Source organism: Arthrobacter sp. PAMC25284 (genome assembly GCF_019443425.1).
Taxonomy (GTDB): domain Bacteria; phylum Actinomycetota; class Actinomycetes; order Actinomycetales; family Micrococcaceae; genus Arthrobacter; species Arthrobacter oryzae_A.
In genome coordinates this window covers 3,214,145-3,232,883 of record NZ_CP080382.1, presented here as the reverse complement: position 1 = coordinate 3,232,883, position 18,739 = coordinate 3,214,145, and the positions used below count along the sequence as shown (strand labels likewise).

Annotated in this window: 15 protein-coding genes; 6 read left to right on the top strand and 9 right to left on the bottom strand. The window is 67.3% G+C overall.

Going from position 1 to position 18,739, the window contains the following annotated elements; genetic code table 11:
- Nucleotides 1-11: 11 nt before the first annotated feature.
- Nucleotides 12-791: a demethylmenaquinone methyltransferase gene (locus tag KY499_RS14950; protein ID WP_258190814.1), complete on the bottom strand. Its 780-nt coding sequence runs from the start codon at nucleotides 789-791 to the stop codon at nucleotides 12-14.
- A 99-nt stretch (nucleotides 792-890) separates the two neighbouring features.
- Here KY499_RS14950 and KY499_RS14945 point away from each other — a divergent pair, with 99 nt between their 5' ends.
- From KY499_RS14945 to KY499_RS14930, 4 genes are all read left to right on the top strand, one after another.
- Nucleotides 891-2,240, top strand: coding sequence for an isochorismate synthase MenF (locus KY499_RS14945; RefSeq protein WP_123256971.1), 1,350 nt, complete (start codon nucleotides 891-893; stop codon nucleotides 2,238-2,240).
- Nucleotides 2,241-2,401: 161 nt separating this feature from the next.
- Nucleotides 2,402-3,202 carry an ABC transporter substrate-binding protein gene (locus KY499_RS14940; protein ID WP_123256970.1) on the top strand — a complete coding sequence of 267 codons (801 nt, stop codon included), beginning with the start codon at nucleotides 2,402-2,404 and terminating at the stop codon, nucleotides 3,200-3,202.
- A gap of 100 nt (nucleotides 3,203-3,302) precedes the next feature.
- Nucleotides 3,303-4,094, top strand: coding sequence for an amino acid ABC transporter permease (locus KY499_RS14935; RefSeq protein WP_219885732.1), 792 nt, complete (start codon nucleotides 3,303-3,305; stop codon nucleotides 4,092-4,094).
- 11 nt (nucleotides 4,095-4,105) lie between these two features.
- The gene (locus KY499_RS14930; protein WP_123256968.1) at nucleotides 4,106-4,906 is read left to right on the top strand and encodes an amino acid ABC transporter ATP-binding protein; all 801 of its coding nucleotides are present in this window, start codon (nucleotides 4,106-4,108) and stop codon (nucleotides 4,904-4,906) included.
- A gap of 112 nt (nucleotides 4,907-5,018) precedes the next feature.
- On the opposite strand, the gene KY499_RS14925 is transcribed toward KY499_RS14930, so the two are convergent.
- From KY499_RS14925 to KY499_RS14895, 7 genes are all read right to left on the bottom strand, one after another.
- On the bottom strand, nucleotides 5,019-5,621 hold the full coding sequence (locus KY499_RS14925; RefSeq protein WP_219885731.1) for a hypothetical protein: 603 nt from the start codon (nucleotides 5,619-5,621) through the stop codon (nucleotides 5,019-5,021).
- 394 nt (nucleotides 5,622-6,015) lie between these two features.
- On the bottom strand, nucleotides 6,016-7,749 hold the full coding sequence (menD, locus tag KY499_RS14920) for a 2-succinyl-5-enolpyruvyl-6-hydroxy-3-cyclohexene-1-carboxylic-acid synthase (RefSeq protein WP_219885730.1): 1,734 nt from the start codon (nucleotides 7,747-7,749) through the stop codon (nucleotides 6,016-6,018).
- Nucleotides 7,746-9,584, bottom strand: a complete 1,839-nt coding sequence (gene argS, locus KY499_RS14915; RefSeq protein ID WP_258190813.1) for an arginine--tRNA ligase — start codon at nucleotides 9,582-9,584, stop codon at nucleotides 7,746-7,748. The genes menD and argS overlap by 4 nt, the downstream gene beginning before the upstream one ends.
- 372 nt (nucleotides 9,585-9,956) lie before the next feature.
- On the bottom strand, nucleotides 9,957-10,346 hold the full coding sequence (locus tag KY499_RS14910) for a hypothetical protein (RefSeq protein ID WP_258190812.1): 390 nt from the start codon (nucleotides 10,344-10,346) through the stop codon (nucleotides 9,957-9,959).
- A gap of 526 nt (nucleotides 10,347-10,872) precedes the next feature.
- Entirely contained in the window at nucleotides 10,873-12,966 is a 2,094-nt protein-coding gene (locus tag KY499_RS14905) for a PhoX family phosphatase (RefSeq protein ID WP_219885728.1), read from the bottom strand.
- A 95-nt stretch (nucleotides 12,967-13,061) separates the two neighbouring features.
- Nucleotides 13,062-14,015, bottom strand: a complete 954-nt coding sequence (locus KY499_RS14900; RefSeq protein WP_258191110.1) for an o-succinylbenzoate synthase — start codon at nucleotides 14,013-14,015, stop codon at nucleotides 13,062-13,064.
- A gap of 128 nt (nucleotides 14,016-14,143) precedes the next feature.
- Nucleotides 14,144-15,580 (bottom strand): glycoside hydrolase family 32 protein, encoded by a 1,437-nt coding sequence (locus KY499_RS14895; protein WP_219885726.1) that lies wholly within the window; start codon nucleotides 15,578-15,580, stop codon nucleotides 14,144-14,146.
- 416 nt (nucleotides 15,581-15,996) lie between these two features.
- Here KY499_RS14895 and KY499_RS14890 point away from each other — a divergent pair, with 416 nt between their 5' ends.
- Both KY499_RS14890 and KY499_RS14885 read left to right on the top strand, forming a co-directional pair.
- Nucleotides 15,997-16,920, top strand: coding sequence for a phosphatase PAP2 family protein (locus KY499_RS14890; protein WP_258190811.1), 924 nt, complete (start codon nucleotides 15,997-15,999; stop codon nucleotides 16,918-16,920).
- A 191-nt stretch (nucleotides 16,921-17,111) separates the two neighbouring features.
- Nucleotides 17,112-17,684 carry a carboxymuconolactone decarboxylase family protein gene (locus KY499_RS14885; protein ID WP_219885725.1) on the top strand — a complete coding sequence of 191 codons (573 nt, stop codon included), beginning with the start codon at nucleotides 17,112-17,114 and terminating at the stop codon, nucleotides 17,682-17,684.
- 199 nt (nucleotides 17,685-17,883) lie between these two features.
- Here the strand turns inward: KY499_RS14885 and KY499_RS18370 are convergent, their stop codons facing one another.
- The gene (locus KY499_RS18370) at nucleotides 17,884-18,387 is read right to left on the bottom strand and encodes a hypothetical protein (protein ID WP_258190810.1); all 504 of its coding nucleotides are present in this window, start codon (nucleotides 18,385-18,387) and stop codon (nucleotides 17,884-17,886) included.
- Nucleotides 18,388-18,739: the final 352 nt, after the last annotated feature.

The window sequence follows — 18,739 nt, the reverse complement described above, 5'->3', positions numbered from 1 at the left end:
ACGGGTATCGGCTAACGTCCGGGCCGGACGATGTTGCGGCGCAGCTTCGCCACGGGCCCGGTGTGGGCGGCAAGCGCATCGGCAGCGGTGACCGGCGCCGCGGGCTTTTGGGCACGGTGGATAGCTACGATGCCGCCGCTGAGGTTTCGGTAGGTCACGGACTCCCAGCCCGATTCCTTCAGCCACGCGGCCAGGTGGTCCTGGTCCGGCCAGGCGCGGATGGATTCGGCGAGGTAGACGTAGGCATCCGGGTTGGACGAAACCTTGACGGCGATGGCCGGCAGCGCCCGCATAAGGTACTCGGTATACATCGTGCGCCACATGGGCACGACGGGCTGGGAGAATTCCGCGATCACGAGCCTCCCGCCGGGTTTGGTGACCCGGAGCATCTCGGCGAGCGCCTTCTTGGGCTCGTTGACGTTGCGCAGCCCGAAGGAGATCGTGCTGGCGTCAAAGGAGTTATCCGCAAAGGGCAGGCGGGTGGCATCCCCGGCGATGAAGTCGATGTCCGGGCGCCGCCGTTTCCCGACTTTGAGCATGCCGAGCGAAAAATCGCACGCGATGACGCCTATGCCCGCATCGGCGTATGGCTCGCTGGAGGTGCCCGTTCCGGCGGCGAGATCGAGCACGCGCTGGCCGGCCTTCACATCCATGGCCTCAACCACGATTTTGCGCCAGCGACGCGTCTGTCCCATGGACAGGACGTCGTTCACGACGTCGTATTTCGGGGCCACGTCATCAAACATGGTGGCAACTTCGTCCGGACGCTTATCCAAGGATGCTCGGTTCACCCTGACATTGTCTCAAATGATCGGCGCACCCACGAACCACGCGCTGAACAGGGCCTGCGGACAGGGCCCCCGCACGGGCGGGAGTAGTGTTATCCCATCATGACGAGCGCGTTCCGTACCTTGACAGTCCCCCTCGATGCAGAATCATTCCGCGGGGGGCTGCCGTCGTTTCTGGTGCGGGACGATGTGCTGTGCTGGACACGCCGCGAAGCGGGCCTCGTGGGCTTCGGCGAAATCGCACGCTTTACCGTCACCGGCCCTGACCGTTTCCTCGAAGCGGACATCTGGTGGCGGCACCTGGTGCTGGAGGCCGAGATCGAGGATTCGGTGGAATGCCCCGGCACCGGCCCGGTTGCCTTTGGCTCCTTCGCGTTCTCCAAAGTCTCCAGGCACGCGTCCCGCCTGATCGTGCCCGAAATTGTGGTCGGCCTCCTCGACGGCAGGGCCTGGCTGACCCACATGACCTTCGACGACGGCGACCTCACCGAGGCCGGCGCCCTCGCGGCCCTGCATCGCTGGCTGGACACCGCCGGAAGCAGCCCCGCCGTCGAACCGTCCGCCGGCCGCTCCGCCGGACTTCCCCATACCGCTTCTGCCGCGCGCGAAGCGTCGCTGACCACCGGCGCGCTGGACGAGGCAGGCTGGATGGCGGCAGTGACGGCCGGCGTCGCGGAGATCCGCACGGGAGCACTGGAGAAACTGGTGCTGGCCCGCGACATCGTCGCGACGGTGCCGGACGGCGTGAATGCGGCCGAGATCCTGCGCCAGCTCGCCGTCCGCTACCGGGAATGCTGGACGTACGGGGTGGATGGCCTCGTCGGCTCCACACCCGAAATGCTGATCCAGGTGGAAGGGCGCACCGCCCAGGCCCGGGTCCTCGCCGGCACCCTGGACCGCCGCGACGCAGAGGGGATGGCCGGCTCGCCACTGGACTTTGCCGAGCGGGTGCTTGCCGGATCTGAAAAACAACGGCATGAGCACGATATCGCCATCCAGTCCCTCACGACCCAGCTGGCGCCGTTCTCCGAGGCGATGACCGCGCACAGCGAACCTTTCATCCTGGAGCTTCCCAACGTGTGGCACCTCGCCTCGGACGTCAAGGCCGAGCTGACAGAGGTGGAGGGGCACGTGCCCACGTGCCTGGCCCTGATCAACGCGCTGCACCCTACCGCTGCCGTATGCGGCACGCCGACGATGGTGGCCGGGGCATTAATCCGCAAGCTGGAGCATTTGGACCGCGGGCCGTACGCCGGACCGGTGGGCTGGCTCGACGCTGCCGGCAATGGCGAGTGGGGCATAGCGCTCCGCGGCGCCGTCATCGAGGCCCCGGGCAGGGTCCGGTTGTATGCGGGCTGCGGTGTGGTGGAGGGCTCGGCCCCGGAAGCTGAGCTCGCCGAGACCTGGGCGAAGTTCCGTCCAATGCTGGAAGCGCTGGGCATCAGCAGCTAGAGTCCGGGATACAAGACCCCTGTCCCAGGGCGCGGGTTGCGCTTTACCCCACATTAGTTATCCAATAGTGAAACTAAGTTTTCTGTGATGTACATCTCGCAGCCGGCGATACACTAAAAGTCGGTTCAATCAGTACGCCCCTGCAACAAAAGGTAAAAATCATGCAGAGCAAGTCACTCGCACCGGCCAAACTGGCCTTCAAGGCTGCCGCCCTTCTCGCCGCAGGCGCCCTCACTCTGACGGCCTGCGGCGGCGGCTCCACGCCCGCACCATCCGCGGGCGGCATCCAGCTCATCAACGCCGGCAAGCTCACCGTCTGCTCGGATATCCCCTATGAGCCCTTTGAATTCCAGAAAGACGGCAAGATTGTCGGCTTCGACATGGATATCGCCGCGGAGCTCGCCAAGGACTTCAACGCTGACCTGAGCGTTGTGGACAGCTCCTTCGAAGCCATCGAGACCGGCGTCGCCCTTAACCAGTGCGATGTCTCCATCTCCTCGATCTCCATCACGGACGCCCGTAAGTCGGCAATGGACTTCTCCACCCCGTACCTCGACGATGACCTGACCCTCGTGGCCAGCGAAGCCTCCGGGATCACGAACATCGGGGACGCCCGGGGCAAGAAGGTGGGCGTGCAGCAGGCCACCACCGGCGCAACGTATGCCGATGCCCAGGTTCTCAACGCCCAGCAGTTTGAAGACTCGGGCCTGCTGGTGCAGGCGCTCAAGGCCGGCACCATTGACGCCGCCCTGGGCAACCAGTCCGTCCTGGCCTACGCCATCAAGGACGACTCCAACCTCAAGCGCGTGGCCGACTTCGCCACCGGAGAACAACTGGGAATCTCCGTCAAGAAGGGGAACGCCGAAATGCTGGAGAAGGTCAATGCCACCCTCAAGCGGCTGACCGACGACGGCTCCCTGACCAAGTTCGAGACGACCTGGTTCGGCGAGGCCGCTAAATAGCTGATCCTGGACTGAGACCAACCCCGGACGAGGCCCCGTTGCGGTCTGCACAGCAGCCCACAACGGGGCCTTCTCCGCGCAAAATGAATGTGAGTAATCCATGGCAATGACCGCACGGCAACGCGCCAAAGTCAGCCTTTATGTGCAAGCCGGCCTCTTCGTGGCGGTCATCGTGGCCGTTGTTCTGGCCACAAACTGGCAAACCGTCGGCACCAGCGTTTTCAATTTCGGCAAGATCGCCCCGATGTTCCCGGACATCATTCTTGTAGGGCTGAAGAACACCCTTATCTACACCGCCCTGGCATTCGTGGTCGGTCTCTCCGGCGGCCTGATCCTGGCCCTGATGAAACTCTCGACGTTCCCGGTCTACCGCTGGCTGGCCACCGGATACATCGAATTCTTCCGCGGCGTTCCGGCGCTGCTGGTGTTCATTGCCTTCGGCTACGGCGTGCCTTTGGCGTTCGGCGTGCTGTGGGACGTTCACGTTGTGGTGATGGTCTCACTCGGAATCGTGGCCTCCGCCTACATCGCCGAAACCCTCCGTGCCGGGCTGCAGGCCGTCCCGCCGGGGCAGTTGGAGGCGGCACGGTCGCTGGGCATGCCCCTTCCTCGGGCCATGGTGACCATCGTGATACCGCAGGCATTCCGGATCGTCCTGCCGCCGCTCACCAACGAGGTCATCCTGCTGACGAAGGACTCCTCGCTGGTGTTCGTCCTTGGCCTGACGACCGCGCAGTACGAGCTCACAAAGTTCGGGCGCGATGGTATTTCCAGCCTCGGAGCAGGCCTCACCCCTCTCCTGGTGGCCGGTGCCATCTACCTCGTGATCACCATCCCGCTGAGCCTTCTGGCCCGGAAGTTTGAAAGCCGCTCCGCGCGGACGAAGCGATAGGCAGGACAGTCATGAACGACGTCGAAACCAACACCCCGGCCTTCAGCAGCGGCATCCACGCCGCCGGCGTGTCCATCAGAGGCCTCCGCAAATCGTATGGCAACCACGAGGTACTCAAGGGCATCAGCCTGGAAGTCGCCCCCGGTGATGTGGTGTGCCTGATCGGGCCCTCCGGCTCCGGCAAGTCCACCCTGCTGCGCTGCGTCAACCTGCTGGAGCAGCCCAACGAGGGAACCATCCACGTCGGCGGCTTCGAATCCACCCATCCCGACGTCGAAGTCGACAAGATGCGCCGCACGGTAGGCATGGTCTTCCAACACTTCAACCTGTTCCCGCACCTGACTGTCCTGCAGAACTGCACCGTCGCGCAGACCAAGGTCCTCAAGCGCAGCCAGGCCGATGCCGACGCCACAGGCCATAAGAACCTGACGCGCGTAGGGCTGGGCGACTTCGCGGACCGTTTCCCGGACCAGCTCTCCGGCGGGCAGCAGCAACGCGTGGCGATTGCCCGGGCGCTGAGCATGGACCCCGAGCTCATGCTCTTCGACGAGCCGACCTCGGCGCTGGATCCGGAGACGGTGGGCGATGTGCTTTCCGTTATGCGGAACCTGGCCAAGGAAGGCATGACCATGCTGGTGGTGACCCACGAGATGGGCTTTGCCCGCGAAGTCGCCGACCGCGTCGTGTTTATGGACGGCGGTGTTGTGGTGGAGGAAGGCGTGGCGGAACAGGTTATTGGCGCCCCCACCCAGCCGCGCACGCAGGAATTCCTGAAGCGCGTGCTCGATCCCACGCACATCGATATCGAATAGGCGCCCGCGCGACGTTCCGACGCGCTGCCCGCCTGGCGACGCGCAAATGCCCTGGCGCTACTGGATCTCCAGTAGCGCCAGGGCATTTGCGCGTCGTGGGACAGGACTCGCATCATGGCCGCCTGGCGGAACGGGCACGACGGCGGGGCGCACCGGCCGCCGACAGCTTCCGTTCGAGCCGCCCTGGCGCCATGAGGTCGGCCCAAACCCAGCGGACGACCGTGGCTCCCGTCGCCCGGATCCGGTCCTCACGGAACTTCTCATCCACGACGGCCTGCGACGCCGTCCGACCCCTCAGATACTCGGGCTTCGCGTATTTTTCCATACCGTCAAACTCTCCCGCCAGCCGCGCACTGTCCCAAAAATAGTCCGTGAACCCCACCAGACCTGAGGCGTCCCGGATTTCGTACTGCAGCGCAGGCGGCTCGAACCCGGCAACCCACATCAGCGCCCGGCCGTAGGACTCCCCGGGCGACCCCGACGCCGGGTCCGCGAACTCCACGGCGGTCAGGATCCGCCGCGCAGCTGCGGCGGTGTAGTGGCCCGCGACCCCCGCCAGCAGGACGTCCTTGGAGAGTGCGGACAGCCCATGCGCAGAGTCTGGCCTGAGCACGTGATCCAGTGGCACAACAGCTTCGGCAAAGGACGTGAACGCGGCGAGGTCCAGCACCGTGCGGATTCGTCCGGTGACCAGAAGTCCATCGCGTTCGACCACCCGAAGGCCGGCCGGCGAGGCAAAGTGCCGCCGCACGCCGGCCCGCGAGCGTCCGCCGTCGTTCTGAAGCGTCAGCGCATGGACGAATTCGTGCCGCCCAATGGTCGGAATGCCCCAGAGTAATCGCCTGCTGGACGTGCTCCCGCGCGAGGATCAATGTCGGCAATCCGTTCATCGAACCAAGATCCCAACCTGCGGCTGGTCCCGCCATGTGGACAACCCGATCCGCATCCTGCCCCGCGACGCGCCCCTCGACCCGCGACGCGCAAATTACCTGGCGATGCGGTAATACGGGAGTCGCCAGGCAGTTTGCGCGTCGCCAGAGAAGGAACGCGTCGGAAGGCAGTATGCGCGTCGCCAGGTCTGAGGCCCGGGTTCACCAGCGCAGGAGGACTCAGTCCGCGGCGGGCACCCCGGCCACGGCTGCGGCGACGGCGGCCCGGATCCGGCCATGCAGGACCCGGAGCCCGGCCCGGTCCGTGCGGACCTCCACGATGCTGCGCCCCTCGATTGGCGCGGACAGCGCTTCGGCGAGTCCCGCCGTCGTGCTCACCGCATGGTGCCCGACGCCGTACGCGGCGGCGAGGGCTGCGATGTCGACGTTGTGCGGGGTTCCAAAAAGCCGTTCGACAGCGTCCCCGTACGCCCCGGATTCCTGCACGGCACCGTGTTCGAGCAGTCCGAAGATCGCCCCTCCTGCGTCGTTCAGCACCACAATGCGCAGCGGCGGCTCGGTCTCGCCGGAGCCCAGGAGCAGCCCACCGGCGTCGTGCAGAAAGGTGACGTCACCCATCAGGACGGTGGTCTCCTGCTGCCCGCCGCGGGCGATGCCGATGGCAGTGGACGTGGTGCCGTCGATCCCGGCAAGGCCGCGGTTGGCGAAGACGGTGGCGCGGGGCTCGGGCGCGGGTGCGCCGGCGAGGTCAGCGTCGCGGATACCGTTGGAGGAACCCAGCACAAGCTGGCCGCGTGCATGTTTCCAGACGAGCGCACCCACGGAGGGCCCGGTGGCTGCCGCAGAGCCGCCGAGCACCTGGTCCACGGCGTGTTGGGCGGCGGCACCGGCCAGCAGCCAAGCATCCAGCCAGGCCGCCGATCCCCTGCCGGCGAAGTCGGCAAGATCCGCCGGAGACTCGAGCGGCAGTTCGGTACGGCGGCCAGGTTCGTACCAGGCCACGGGGACCGGCTGGTACAGGGCGGAGGGGACGCCGGCGCGGGCCAGGAGTGCGCTGACCGGTCGGGAGAGCGTGGGCCTGCCGAACAGGACCACACGTTCGATCGGCTGCGCGGAGTCCGGACCGAAGTGTTCCAGCAGCACCCGATACGGGCCCACGGCGTTCGGCCCAAACCGGGCGTTGGAGGACGGTTCGGCGAGCAGCGGCAGCCCGTGGGCGCGCGCGAAGGCCTCGGCGACCGGTCCGGCGTCGTGCCCGGCGAGAACCACGGTGCGCCGCTCCGGCAGGCCGGCGCCGGCGACCGGGAGATCCAGCGTTTCCGGTACCGGCGGGAGACGGTAGATGCGGCGGCCGGACTCCGGCGGGAGCCGCTCGCCAGGGGCCGGGACCAACGGATCGCGGAAGGCCAGGTTCAGCTGGACGGGGCCGGGCGGGCTGTCCTGGAATGCCCCGGTGGCGGCGCTCAGGGCCGTCTCCACCGCCCGCCGCGGATCACTGCCGGCCGGGATGTCGGCGGCGAAGCGGACGTGCTCGCCAAACAGGTCCAGTTGGAAGGTGGTCTGGTTGGCCCCCGTGCCGCGCAGTTCCTCGGGCCGGTCCGCGGAGAGGACTACGAGCGGGACTGCAGCGTGGTTGGCCTCCATCACGGCCGGCAGCAGGTTCCCGACGGCGGTCCCTGAGGTGGTGAGGACGGCGGCCGGGGCCCTGGATGCCAGCGCCAGACCCAGGGCCGTGAACCCGGCCGAGCGCTCGTCGATCCGGACCAGGAGTTCCACGCGGCCTGCTGCATCAGCCTCCGCCAGGGCGTAGGCCATCGGCGCCGAACGGGAGCCCGGCGCCACCACCACGTGGCGCACCCCGGCGTCCAGCAGTGCCGTCACGGCGAGCCGCGCGGCCTCCAGGGAACCCAGCGGCCCCGCAGTGTCCTGGCCGCCGGAATCTGACGGGCTCACATGTTCTCCGGTGTCTCGATGCCCAGCAGCTCCAGGCCGCCGGAGAGCCGCCGGAGCACGTGGCCGCACAGGGCGAGTCGTGATTCCCGGACCCCCGCCTCGGCCTTGAGTACCGGGCACTGGTCGTAGAACGCGGTGAAGAGCTGCGCGAGCTCGAACAGGTAGCCGCAGAGCCGGTGCGGTTCCAGGAACTTGCCGACCTTCTCCAGCATGGCGTCGTATTCGAGCAGGTGCAGGGCGAGGGCACGTTCGGCGGGTTCGACGACGGCGATCGCCGCCGGCGCTGCGCTGCCGGAACCCACGCTGCCGGAACCCTCGCCGCCGGGACCTGCGCTGCCCGGGCCGGAACCGGCCGTACCGCCGTCGAAGTTCGCCGCCGCCAGTACCCAGGCTTTGCGAAGGATGGAGCGGATCCGCGCCGCCGCGTACTGCACATACGGTCCGGTGTTGCCGGTCAGGGCGAGCATGCGGTCGAAGTCAAAGACATACTCGGTGTCGTGGCCGGTGGCGAGGTCGGCGTACTTCACGGCCCCGATCCCCACCTGGCGGGCTGTGACGGCGCGTTCGGCGTCGCTGAGTTCGGGGCGGCTGGCGTCGATGACGGCGCGGGCACGATCCACCGCCTCCTCGAGCAGGGCCATCAGCTTGACCGGCGCCCCGGAGCGGGACTTGAGGATTTTGCCGTCCTCGCCCAGCACATTGCCGATCTGCACATGCGTGGCTTCGACGGTGTCCGGCAGCCAGCCGGCGTCGGTGGCCGTGGCGATGACCATCCTCAGGTGGACGTTCTGCGGGGCGCCGACGACGTAGAGGACGCGGTTGGCCTGGAGCTCACGGACCCGGTAGCGGATGGTTGCGAGGTCGGTGGTGCCGTAACCGTAGCCGCCGTCGGACTTGCGGATGATCAGCGGCAGCGGCTGGTCGTCGCGGCCGATGAAGCCTGCGGGGAAGGTGCAGAGGGCGCCGTCGCTGACGCGGGCGATTCCGCGGTTCTCAAGTTCCTGGCACAGCTGTGCCAAGTGGGCGTCGTAGGAGCTTTCGCCGGCGATGTGGTCGTCGGTGAGGCTGATGCCGAGGATGCGGTAGATCGCGTTGAAGTAGCGTTTTGACTGCGCCACCAGGCGTTCCCAGACCGCGAAAGTTTCCGCGTCCCCGCCCTGCAGCGCCACCACGCGGAGCCTGGCCCGGGTGGCGAAGCCGTCCTCGCCGTCGGCGGAGTTATCGAACTTGGCCCGCGCGGCCTGGTAAAACGCGCTCGGGTCCTCCACCAGCAGGGCAGCCTCCGGGGAATCCTCGCCAATCTCCAGCCAGTGCTCGATCAGCATCCCGAACGGGGTGCCCCAGTCGCCGATGTGGTTCTGCCGGATCACGGTGTGGCCCAGCGCTTCCAGGACCCTGACGAGGCTGTCCCCGACAACGGTGGTGCGCAGGTGCCCGACGTGCATTTCCTTCGCAACGTTCGGGGAGGAATAGTCGACGACGACGCGCTGCGGCTTGGCGGTCCGGCCTGTCTCCGCGCCCGCAGCTGTGGCCGCAACCTCGGCGTTGAGCAGTTCCTCGATCCAGGTACCGTCGAAGGTGAGGTTGATGAAGCCCGGACCGGAAATTTCGATCGAGGTGCAGAGCCCGTCGAGGTCAAGGCCGGCGACGATGCGCGCGGCGGCCTCCCGCGGCGGCACCCCGACCTTCTTCGCGAGCGCCATGGCGGCGTTGATCTGGATGTCGGCGAACTGCGAGGGCCTGATCACCGGATCCGTCTCGCGGAACTCGTTGCCGAACGCACTGGCAATTGCAGTCTGGACTCTGGGGACAACCAATGCGGCCGGATTATTCACAGTCCCAAATTATCAGTTCGCCCCTAAACCGGGCCCTCCCCCACCTTTTGCAGAAAACCATCGGACGCTCCCCCACGTTTCGCGGCACCCCACCCGACCCTTCCCCACGTTTCGCGGAAATTTGTGAATCGCGGCGGTAGTTCGCAGTGTCCAGCCTGTACTAGGTACCAGTCTCGGGAAGTGACACTCTAAAAGGGGCAGGACTCAGTCCTGCTACCGCCCTCTGACTACCGCCCTGTGAGCGACCTCCGAAAAGGGATCTATCGGCCACTAAGCCAGATTCAAAGCCCGTCCCGTTTGCTGAATCCTGCCCGGGCTTATTGGCCATGTCCGGTCTCGATACCGGCTTGCCGCCGAGTCAAATCTCCGGCGTCATTCGACGGTTATTCGAACCCCAGCGACGGCCCCGGTCCAAGGACCAGTCGGGTCCCGTCGCGTTACCCCGGCTACGACGTATCCCTCCTGCAGTTCGATGACCTGCGACAAGACCCCGGAACAATCAAGGTCGAACGCCAACCGCTCTGCGCTCGACCCTGGGCGGGCGACGAAGATCTGTGCGTCCGGCAGTCCCACGCAGGCCGCCGTAACGGTATACGCCCCGGCGGCGCTCACTGTTGCTGTCGCGCGGAAACCCACCTCGGGACCGTCCACGGGGCCGGAATCGTCCAGGATGACAAGCCCGCGGGCTACCGCAAGGCGCTTTTCCAGTTCGGTGTAGTTGCCCGCTTCGATGTCCCGTATCTCCAGACCTTTAGTCGGCACGATTGGCGCAGGCTCCCCGCTGGGCTCAGTACTTGCCGTTGACGGAGCATCGCCCGCGCCGCCGAAGGCACAGCCTGCCAGGCAGCCTGCTATCAAAAAGCTCAGCACCCCCGCCGCATAACAGCGGACATGTTTCGATCCCCCACGACCTGACATGGGCCGAGTCTACGGGCCGTTCGTTGAAAGGCAAGTGAGCTATTCCAATGAAAATGAAGAGGGGTGCGATTGCTAACGGCAGGAGGCAACAAATTCGCCTGCGCCTTTTTGGTGATGAGTGAGCATGCCACTCGGCGCTGATAGAGCAACACCGCAAGCCCCACCTTCGCGAGAAACCAACGAACCCTTCCCCACCTTTCGCAGAAACCCAGCCGACGCTGCCCCACCTTTCGCAGTTCGACGCAGACCGTCGCGAAGCGCCCGCCCCACACCCGCAGAACATGGGGAAGCGTCGGCCGTAAAGGCGCTGAATGTGAGGGGGCGTCGACTCTAAACCTGCGAAACCTGCGGAAGCGTCGGATCGGCCGGGTCAGCCCTTCGTCCGGAACACCTGCACAACGGCCGGCCGCGGGGCGCGCACCTGGCCGGCGGCCGGCGTCGTCCCGGCCGGAACGTAGTCGGGGAAGAAGGAGGTCTGGGCGTCGAACGAACCGTCCTCGCCCGGGTGCTGCACGGCGACGAAAACAGTCCGTTCGTTGTCGTGGATGATCGGGCCGCAGGTCTCGGCGTCGCGGGGAACGGCCAGGAACTGTTCCACCCGGCCGCGCTCGGCACCGTCGAGGGTGACCTTGAACAGGCCGTCTGCGAGGCCGGTCTTGGACGGCGCACCGTCGGTGGAGATCCACAGGTTGCCGACGGAGTCGAAGGCCAGGTTGTCCGGGCAGGAGATGGGCGAGACCCGGTCCGCCGGGAAGCCGCTGAAGTACACGGTCTTGTTCACGGCCGGGTCACCGCAGACCAGCAGGAGGTTCCAGTCGAAGCTCGTGGAAGTCTGGCCGCCGCGTTCGGTGATTTCCACAACGTGCCCGTCGCGGTTGTCATTGCGCGGGTTTACTTCGGTAGCGCCTTCCTTGCCGATCCTGCCGCGGTCGGTGTTGTTGGTACAGGCGACGTAGACCTTGCCGGTGTGCAGGCTCGGCTGGACGTCCTCGCAACGGTCCATCTTGGTGGGCCCGACCTTGTCCGCCGCCAGGCGGGTATAGACCAGGACGTCTTCGACACCCATGCCGGCCACAGCGGATTTGCCGCCAACCACCAGCGGACGCCATTCCCCGGCGCCGTCGAAGGCACCGTCGGCCGGAAGCGTGCCGGAGCCGTCAATCTCACCGGCCGGGGAATCCCCGCTAAATTTTGCGACGTAGAGGTCGCCTTCGGCGAGTAGGTCCATGTTGTGACGACGGTCGGCCGCAGCCTTGCCGTCCCGGTAGGTGTTCTTCGAGACGAACTTGTAGAGATAGTCGAACCGCTCGTCGTCGCCCATGTAGGCCACCACGTGGCCGGATTTGGCGATGATGACGTTGGCACCCTCGTGCTTGAAGCGGCCCATCGCGGAGCGCTTCTTCGGCGTCGAGACCGGGTCCAAGGGGTCCACTTCCACGATCCAGCCGAAGCGGTTGGCCTCGTTCTCATAGCCGGAATTGCGGGTGTCGAAGCGCGGGTCGTCGAGTTCCCACTGGCGGGCGGTGGGCTTGCTGGTCAGGCCGTAGCGCTTGTCCTGGTCCGAGGTGCCGGCGGAGACGAAGTAGCCGTTGAAGTTTTCCTCGCCGGAGAGGATGGTGCCCCACGGCGTGGTGCCGCCGGAGCAGTTGCCGAGGGTTCCGCGGATGGTCCGGCCGACCGGGTCGGCCACGGTGCGGACCAGCGGGGAACCGGCGACGGGTCCGGTGAGTTCGTAGGCCGTGTCGGAGAGGTACCGGCGGTTGAGCCTGGCGCCCTTGACGTAGCTCCATGGCGCGTTTTTGTTCTTGCGTTCGAGTTCGACGACGGTCAGGCCGTGGGCGGCACGGCTGATGGCCCTCGCTTCGGAAGCGGGCAGTGCGGCCGGGAACATGATCGACTCGTTCGTGTACTCGTGGTTGGTGAACAGCACCGCACGGCGGTCCTTCGCGCCCTCCAGCGGCAGGATATCCGTGTAGTCATTGTTGTAGCCGAACTGGCGTGCCTGGGCGGCGGCGCTCTGGCCGAACAGGTCGAAGTCCGGGGCATCGTTGAACAGCGGGTCACCCCAGCGGATAATCGGTTGCCAGCCGAAGCCTTCCGGGACGGTGAAAGCATCGACGGCGGCATCGACCGGGGCGATCGCGGTGAACGTCAGTTTGGACTTGCCGAAGCCGTCCTTCGCGGCGGCGGCCAGGCCGGGTCCGCCGTCGGCCAGCGCCGGTTCGGCCGAAGCGACGGAACCGCCGAAGGCGATTGCGAGCGCGCCGGCTGCCCCGAAGCCCAGGGCCGCGCGCCGGGAGACGCTGGCGGAGGCAATGTCGCGGAAGTAGCTGTTGGAGCTGGTGTTGCAGACGGCACTGGCGCAGGCGTTATCGCATTTCAGGGCGCAGGTGACGGCGCTGCGTTTGCCTTTGGTGTGGCCGAGCATGGGCAGGAGGCCGAACTTGCGGGCGGTGTCAGACATCGGGAGGAGACCTTCTCTGGGGGACGAACGTTCCCGGTCACCGTTCCAGTCCCGGACTACCGAGAGGCGTCTCCCAGATGAAGTGCGGGTAAACGTTACTGTCGAGTGGCGCCCTGCGGTCCAGCAGCGAGCAGCGCATACGTCCGGCGCAGCCGGTCCAGCCACCAATCACAGCGTTGCGGGGACGCGGCAAACTCGCTGAGCAGCTCAGGATCGGCATGAACGTCCCGGAGCCGGATGGCCCCATCGGCCGGCACCAACGAGTCCTTCGTGATATCTGCGGCGAGCAGCGAGACGGTTCCGAGCCCGCAGGCGTAGGGCAGGTCCGGCAGCGCCGCGGCCAGCGCCAGCCCGGCCCGGATTCCCACGGAGGTGTCCAGTGCGGAGCTGACGACGGCGGGAAGCCCGGCCTGCGCCACAATGTCCAGGGCGCGGCGCACCCCGCCCAGCGGGGCCACTTTGACCACGATCAAGTCCGCGGCGCCGGCGCGGGCGACTTTGAGAGGGTCATCCTCCCGGCGCACACTCTCGTCCGCGGCGATCAGCACCGGGTTTCCCGCCGATCGGAGCCGGCGCCTCACCTCAGCCAGGCCGTCGACGTCCGGCACCGGCTGTTCGGCGTACTCCAGCCCGACGGCGGCAAGCCGGGTGAGCGCGTCAACGGCCTCCGTGACGGACCAGCCGCCGTTCGCGTCAACCCGGATCGCCGCGTGGGGCAGGGCTTCGCGGACGGCATTGACCCTGGCGAGGTCATCCTCGAGGCTCTGGCCGCGTTCGGCTACCTTGACCTTGACGGCGTCCACGCGGCCGAAACGGGCGAGGATCTCCGGGACGCGGCCGGCCGGGACGGCGGGCACGGTGGCGTTAACCGGGATGCTGTCCCGCTGCGGGGCCGGAAAGCCCTGCCAGCCAGCCTCGATGGCGGCGGCCAGCCAGCGGGAGGCTTCCGCATCCGGATACTCGGGGAAGGGGCAAAACTCACCCCAGCCCAGCGGGCCCTCGAGCAGCAGGGCCTCGCGCTGCATGATTCCGCGGAACTTCACCCGCATCGGCAGGCTCACCACACGGGCGCCGGCCAGGAGCTCCTCAAGCGCCGGCAGCCGTCCGGGCGAAAGAGAACCCTCTGCGGTGTGCACGGCGGGCGGAACGGGGGCAGCATCGGTGGGCATGATCCACTCTAACGGCGTGCAGCCCGTCCGGCGGAAGGCCCTCCCGCAGGCTCACCGGCCGGTTCCCCCGCCGACTCTCCGGCCGGGTCGCGGAGCTCCCAGACGATGGCGGCGGCACCGTGCGGCAACACCAACTGCCAGTTCTCACCTGCCCCGGGGTAGGCCCGAACGGTGGCGGCAACAGTTCCGTGCCGGAAGACCTCCACGATGGACGAATCGACGAAGATCCGAAGCTCATCCCCGCCCGCGACTGTTTCGGCGAAAACCGTGCGGCGCGACGAGGCAGTGGCCAGGTCCAGGCGGAGCCCGCCCTCGCCGCCGGCGACGTGGGCTTCGGCCTGCCGCGGCAGTTGCACGGTTCCCGCGGCGTTGCTGAGCAGCTTCCGTCCGCGGTACGCCGCGAGTTCCACGGCGGGCTCTACGGCGAGCGCTCCGCCGTGCACCGAGAGCCGTCGGGGCAACGTCAGCACACCGGACCAGCCGGCGTCGTCGATCCCGCGCTCGCTGCGTCCGGGCCGGTCCCCGCCGGCCGGATCGGTTGGCCGGGTCACGGCACCTTCCACCACCTCTGGAGACCGCCCCCAGAGCAAGGCGCGGTCCGGCAGGGAGAGGATCTGCGGGGCATAGAAATCCGGACCGAGATCGGCCTTGCCGCCAGTGGCCGGCAGGAATACCGGCAGGCCCGTTCGGGCGTCCGCGGAGAGGGACCCGAGCAGGTAGCCGACGCCGGCCCGGCGCCGGGCGGCGTCGTCGGCGTTCCGGAGCGAGGCCATCAGCAACCAGTTTTCCGCGCCGGAAGAATCCGGCAGCGGCACCAGCTGGGGGCATTCCCAGGCTGCCGCCGCAAGATGCTCCGCGGCGGGTCCGCCGGCGGAAGTCAGCCAGATGCCTTCGTACCGCCAGGACCGCAGGTCCTCGAGGCTGTACAGGAGCGCCGCGGCGTGCCCGCCGGCCAGCCCTGCCCCCTGGAGGGCGAAGCGACGGCCCTGGAACTGGAAGATGTAAGGGTCCCCCGCCACGGCGACCTCCGGGTCCGTCGTCACGTCCGCAGCCACCCGGCCCTCCTGCGCCCAGACGGCGGGATCACTGGAGCTGCGGGCCAGGACCACCCGGGACTGCCCGGCGTCGTCCTGGATACCCGTGTACGCGGCAACGGCAACACCGTCGTCGTCGGTCACGACGCCCGTCCCGCAGCCGAAGGCGTCCGGGCCGCCGGACTGCGGCCGGAGCGCTAAGGGTTCCTGATGCCAGCTGACCAGGTCCGGGGAGCTCAGGTGTCCCCAGCAGATCCGCTGGCGGGGCTCCGTTTCCGGACTGTACTGGAAGTAGACGTGGTAGCTGCCGTGCAGGTGGCTGAGCCCGCACGGATTACCGACCCAGCCTTGCGGGGGCCGCGGATGAAATCGTGGGAAGGCCGGATCAGGATGCTCCGTGGCACTGTCCATATCCACAGGTTACGCGCGTGTGGCCTCGGCCCGCCCACGCGCCGGAAAATATCCCTCGACACGCAAAAAACTATGCGCGACCGGAATTCCCGCGTCTACGGGCAGGATGCGCGTCGCGGGATATTTTGCGCGTCGCCGGCGCCCGCCGTCGCCCGCGCGCCAATTCGACGCAAATGTCACAGTGCGGTAACGTTTGGGGCGTAGAAGGCCCGCCAGCCCCCCAATGGTGGGCCTTCTGCTCCGTTAAGCCCGGGTGCAGGTATGCCCGGGGGCAGGCAAACATCGGCGACCCGCGGCTGTTGGCCACCACCAGAGAGCACGCGACACGTTGGACGGCCCGCAGCGCCCCCATCAGGCCGCTTGCAGGCTTCTGTGGGAACCTTTTAGCGATGAGTTTTCGGCAGGAGAGTACCAGCATGACCCCATCGGCGGAATACCCGCGGATGCCTTCGCGCGCGCCCCGAGTCGCGGCCCCCCGGCCCGGGAAATGGACAACCTTCCTGTTTGTGATCGCCACTCTCGGTTCACTGGCCGCCCTCGCCGCTACCTATTATTTCTTCGTCCGGACTTCCATGGGGCAGTTCATCGACGAGTCAGCCCTCGTGGAAGCCGTCGCCCTCAGCGGAACCGCCGGCAAGGCCGCCACCCAGCTCCTTGATTGGCTGCCGGCCCTGTCCGTGCTGATCGCCAGCGTTGTGGTCCTCTTTGTCACCGTGCTGCGGCGCCGCTGGGTCGCGGCCGGTATTGCCCTGACCGCATGCGTGGGCGCCAACGTAGCCACGCAGATCCTGAAGGACCTGGTTCCGGTCCGGCCGGACCGCGGTATCGAGACGCTCGATTTCAATTCCCTCCCGTCCGGGCACACGACGCTGGCGGCATCGGCCGCGGCCGCCGTGTTCCTCCTGGTTTCACCCCGGTGGCGGCCGCTCGCCGGCTTTCTGGGCGGGACGTTTGCCGTCGCCACAGGCGTGTCCACGCTGGTCAACCAGTGGCACCGTCCCGCCGACGTTGTTGCCGCTTTCCTCCTCGTGGGCGCGTTTATGCTCCCGGCCGGCTGGCTGGTCATCCGGATGGGACCTCAGTGGAACGTTTGGGATGGCTACAACAGGCACTGGGCGTCCGCGCGGCTCTGGGTGGCGCTGCCGGTGCTGCTGGGACTGGCCGCGGCGGCTGTCGCCGCCATTGCGCTGCTGATCATCGCCCCGAGCCCCTGGCAGCAGGAGAGCACCACCAGCTATTTCTGGGCCGGAACCTCACTGATTGTTATCACCGGCTATCTCACCGCCGTCGCCGGCGTGTGGCTGTTCGGCCATGCCGCACGACACGAGGACGCACGCTAAGCGCCCGACAGCGGGTTTCCCCGCCGATGCGCGGCGGCCTGCCCGGTGGTTTACGCGGAGCCGCCGCGGGGCGAGAATGGTTCCACCACAGCACTGGAACGACCCCGGACCTCGGCGGGCTGCGTCATTTGGCGGGCTCCGTGACTCGACGGCCGTCCTGGCACGCAGCCCGGAGAGGACCCTACTACCCTATGAGCATTCTGCACACACCGTCAGATGCAGGCGCCACCGGCCTCACTGCCGAGATCTACCAGGAGAACCTCCGCTCGCTGGGCCATGTGCCCAGCCAAACCAAGGCAGCCGCCCTCAACCCCGAGGCCTACCGTGCTTGGGAGTCCCTGGTCCACGCCATCAGCACTTCCCTGGGCCCGCGCCGGTACGAGCTCGTGGTGCTGGCCGCGGCAAAGGCCGCCGGCTCGGAGCACTACCTGCTGGAACATGGCCTGAGAGCTCTCGAGGTCTTCGATGAGGACCAGTTGCGCCACATCGCCAAGGACTTCCGCAGCGCCGGGCTGTCCCCGGACGAGGTGGCCATGATGGACTTCGCGGCGAAAGCCAGCACCGATCCGGCGTCCATGTCCGACGTCGATTCGCTCATCCTCCGCGACCAGGGCTTTAACGACCGCGAGATCCTCGACATTACGCTGGCAGCTGGTGCATGCACCTACTTCAGCCGGGTCATGCTCGCCCTGGTTGTGGAGGTCGATGTTCCTTCCGGGCTAAGCGCCGGGTTGAAAGAGGCCTTGCTGGGAGCACACCGGTAACGGGCATCCCGGCACCGGCCCGGCCGCGGACAACGCACCCGCACAGGTCACCGCGGAAGCGTCTTCGCCGGCGGCCTTCAGCACCAGCTGGACTGCGGCCGACCGCAGCCGGTCTTTCCACCCCGTGGAAGCGGTCAACCGCGGCGCCATGGCTGCGGTCATGAACCGCTTCTAAGCCACGACAGGCCCGCTCCGACCGCTACACGTATCCGTCGACGATCGCGGCCGCGATTTCCCTGTACGCGCGGCGGGTTTCCGGGCGGAGCGAATCCAGGGTCACAAGGTCACCGTCGGCCACGCCGCGGTCGTGCGGCACGGCGATGAGCTGGCGGCAGATCCCGGACAGGTGGTCCTCGATTGCGTCTTTGTCCACCCGGGATGAGACCTCGTCTTTATCGGTAATGACGACGATCGCGTTCCGGGCGAGCTCCGAATAGCCGTGGCTGGCGAGCCAGTGGAGGGTACTGCGCGCGCGCTTGGCGCCGCTGACGGCGTAACCGGCCGCGATGATGAGGTTGTCCGCCGACTGCAGGATGCCGCTCATGGCGTTGTGTGTGACGCCGGTGCCGCAGTCGATCAGTGCCACGGAATAGTAGGACGAAATCAGCTTGCGGATCCGCAGGTATTCGGCAGCTGTCAGCGAATCCGAGACCTCGGGGTCCTGCTCGCCGGCGATCAGGTGCAGCCGGCCGGCATGGTGCATGTAACGGGCCCAGGTTCGTCAGCGAATCGACCGAATCGATGTTCTTCAGCAGATCCGTGATAGTGCGAGGGCTCGCCTGCTGGTAGATGCCCTCGCCGAGGGCACGCTCCACCAGGTCACCGGAGTCCGGATTTGCGTCGATCGCACACGGCGGGTCGCCGCGGAATTCGGCCAGCGTCAGCCCGACGCCGACGGTGGTTGAGGTTTTGCCGATGCCGCCCTTGAGGCTCAGGATGGCGGTGTTGTAGCTGCCCTGCAGCTGGCGCGAGATCCGCCGGGCCAGCTCGTCTTCCTCGCGTTGCTTGGCGCTCGGGCCCAGGTTCAGTCCGCCACCGGTCATGTTGTACAGGGC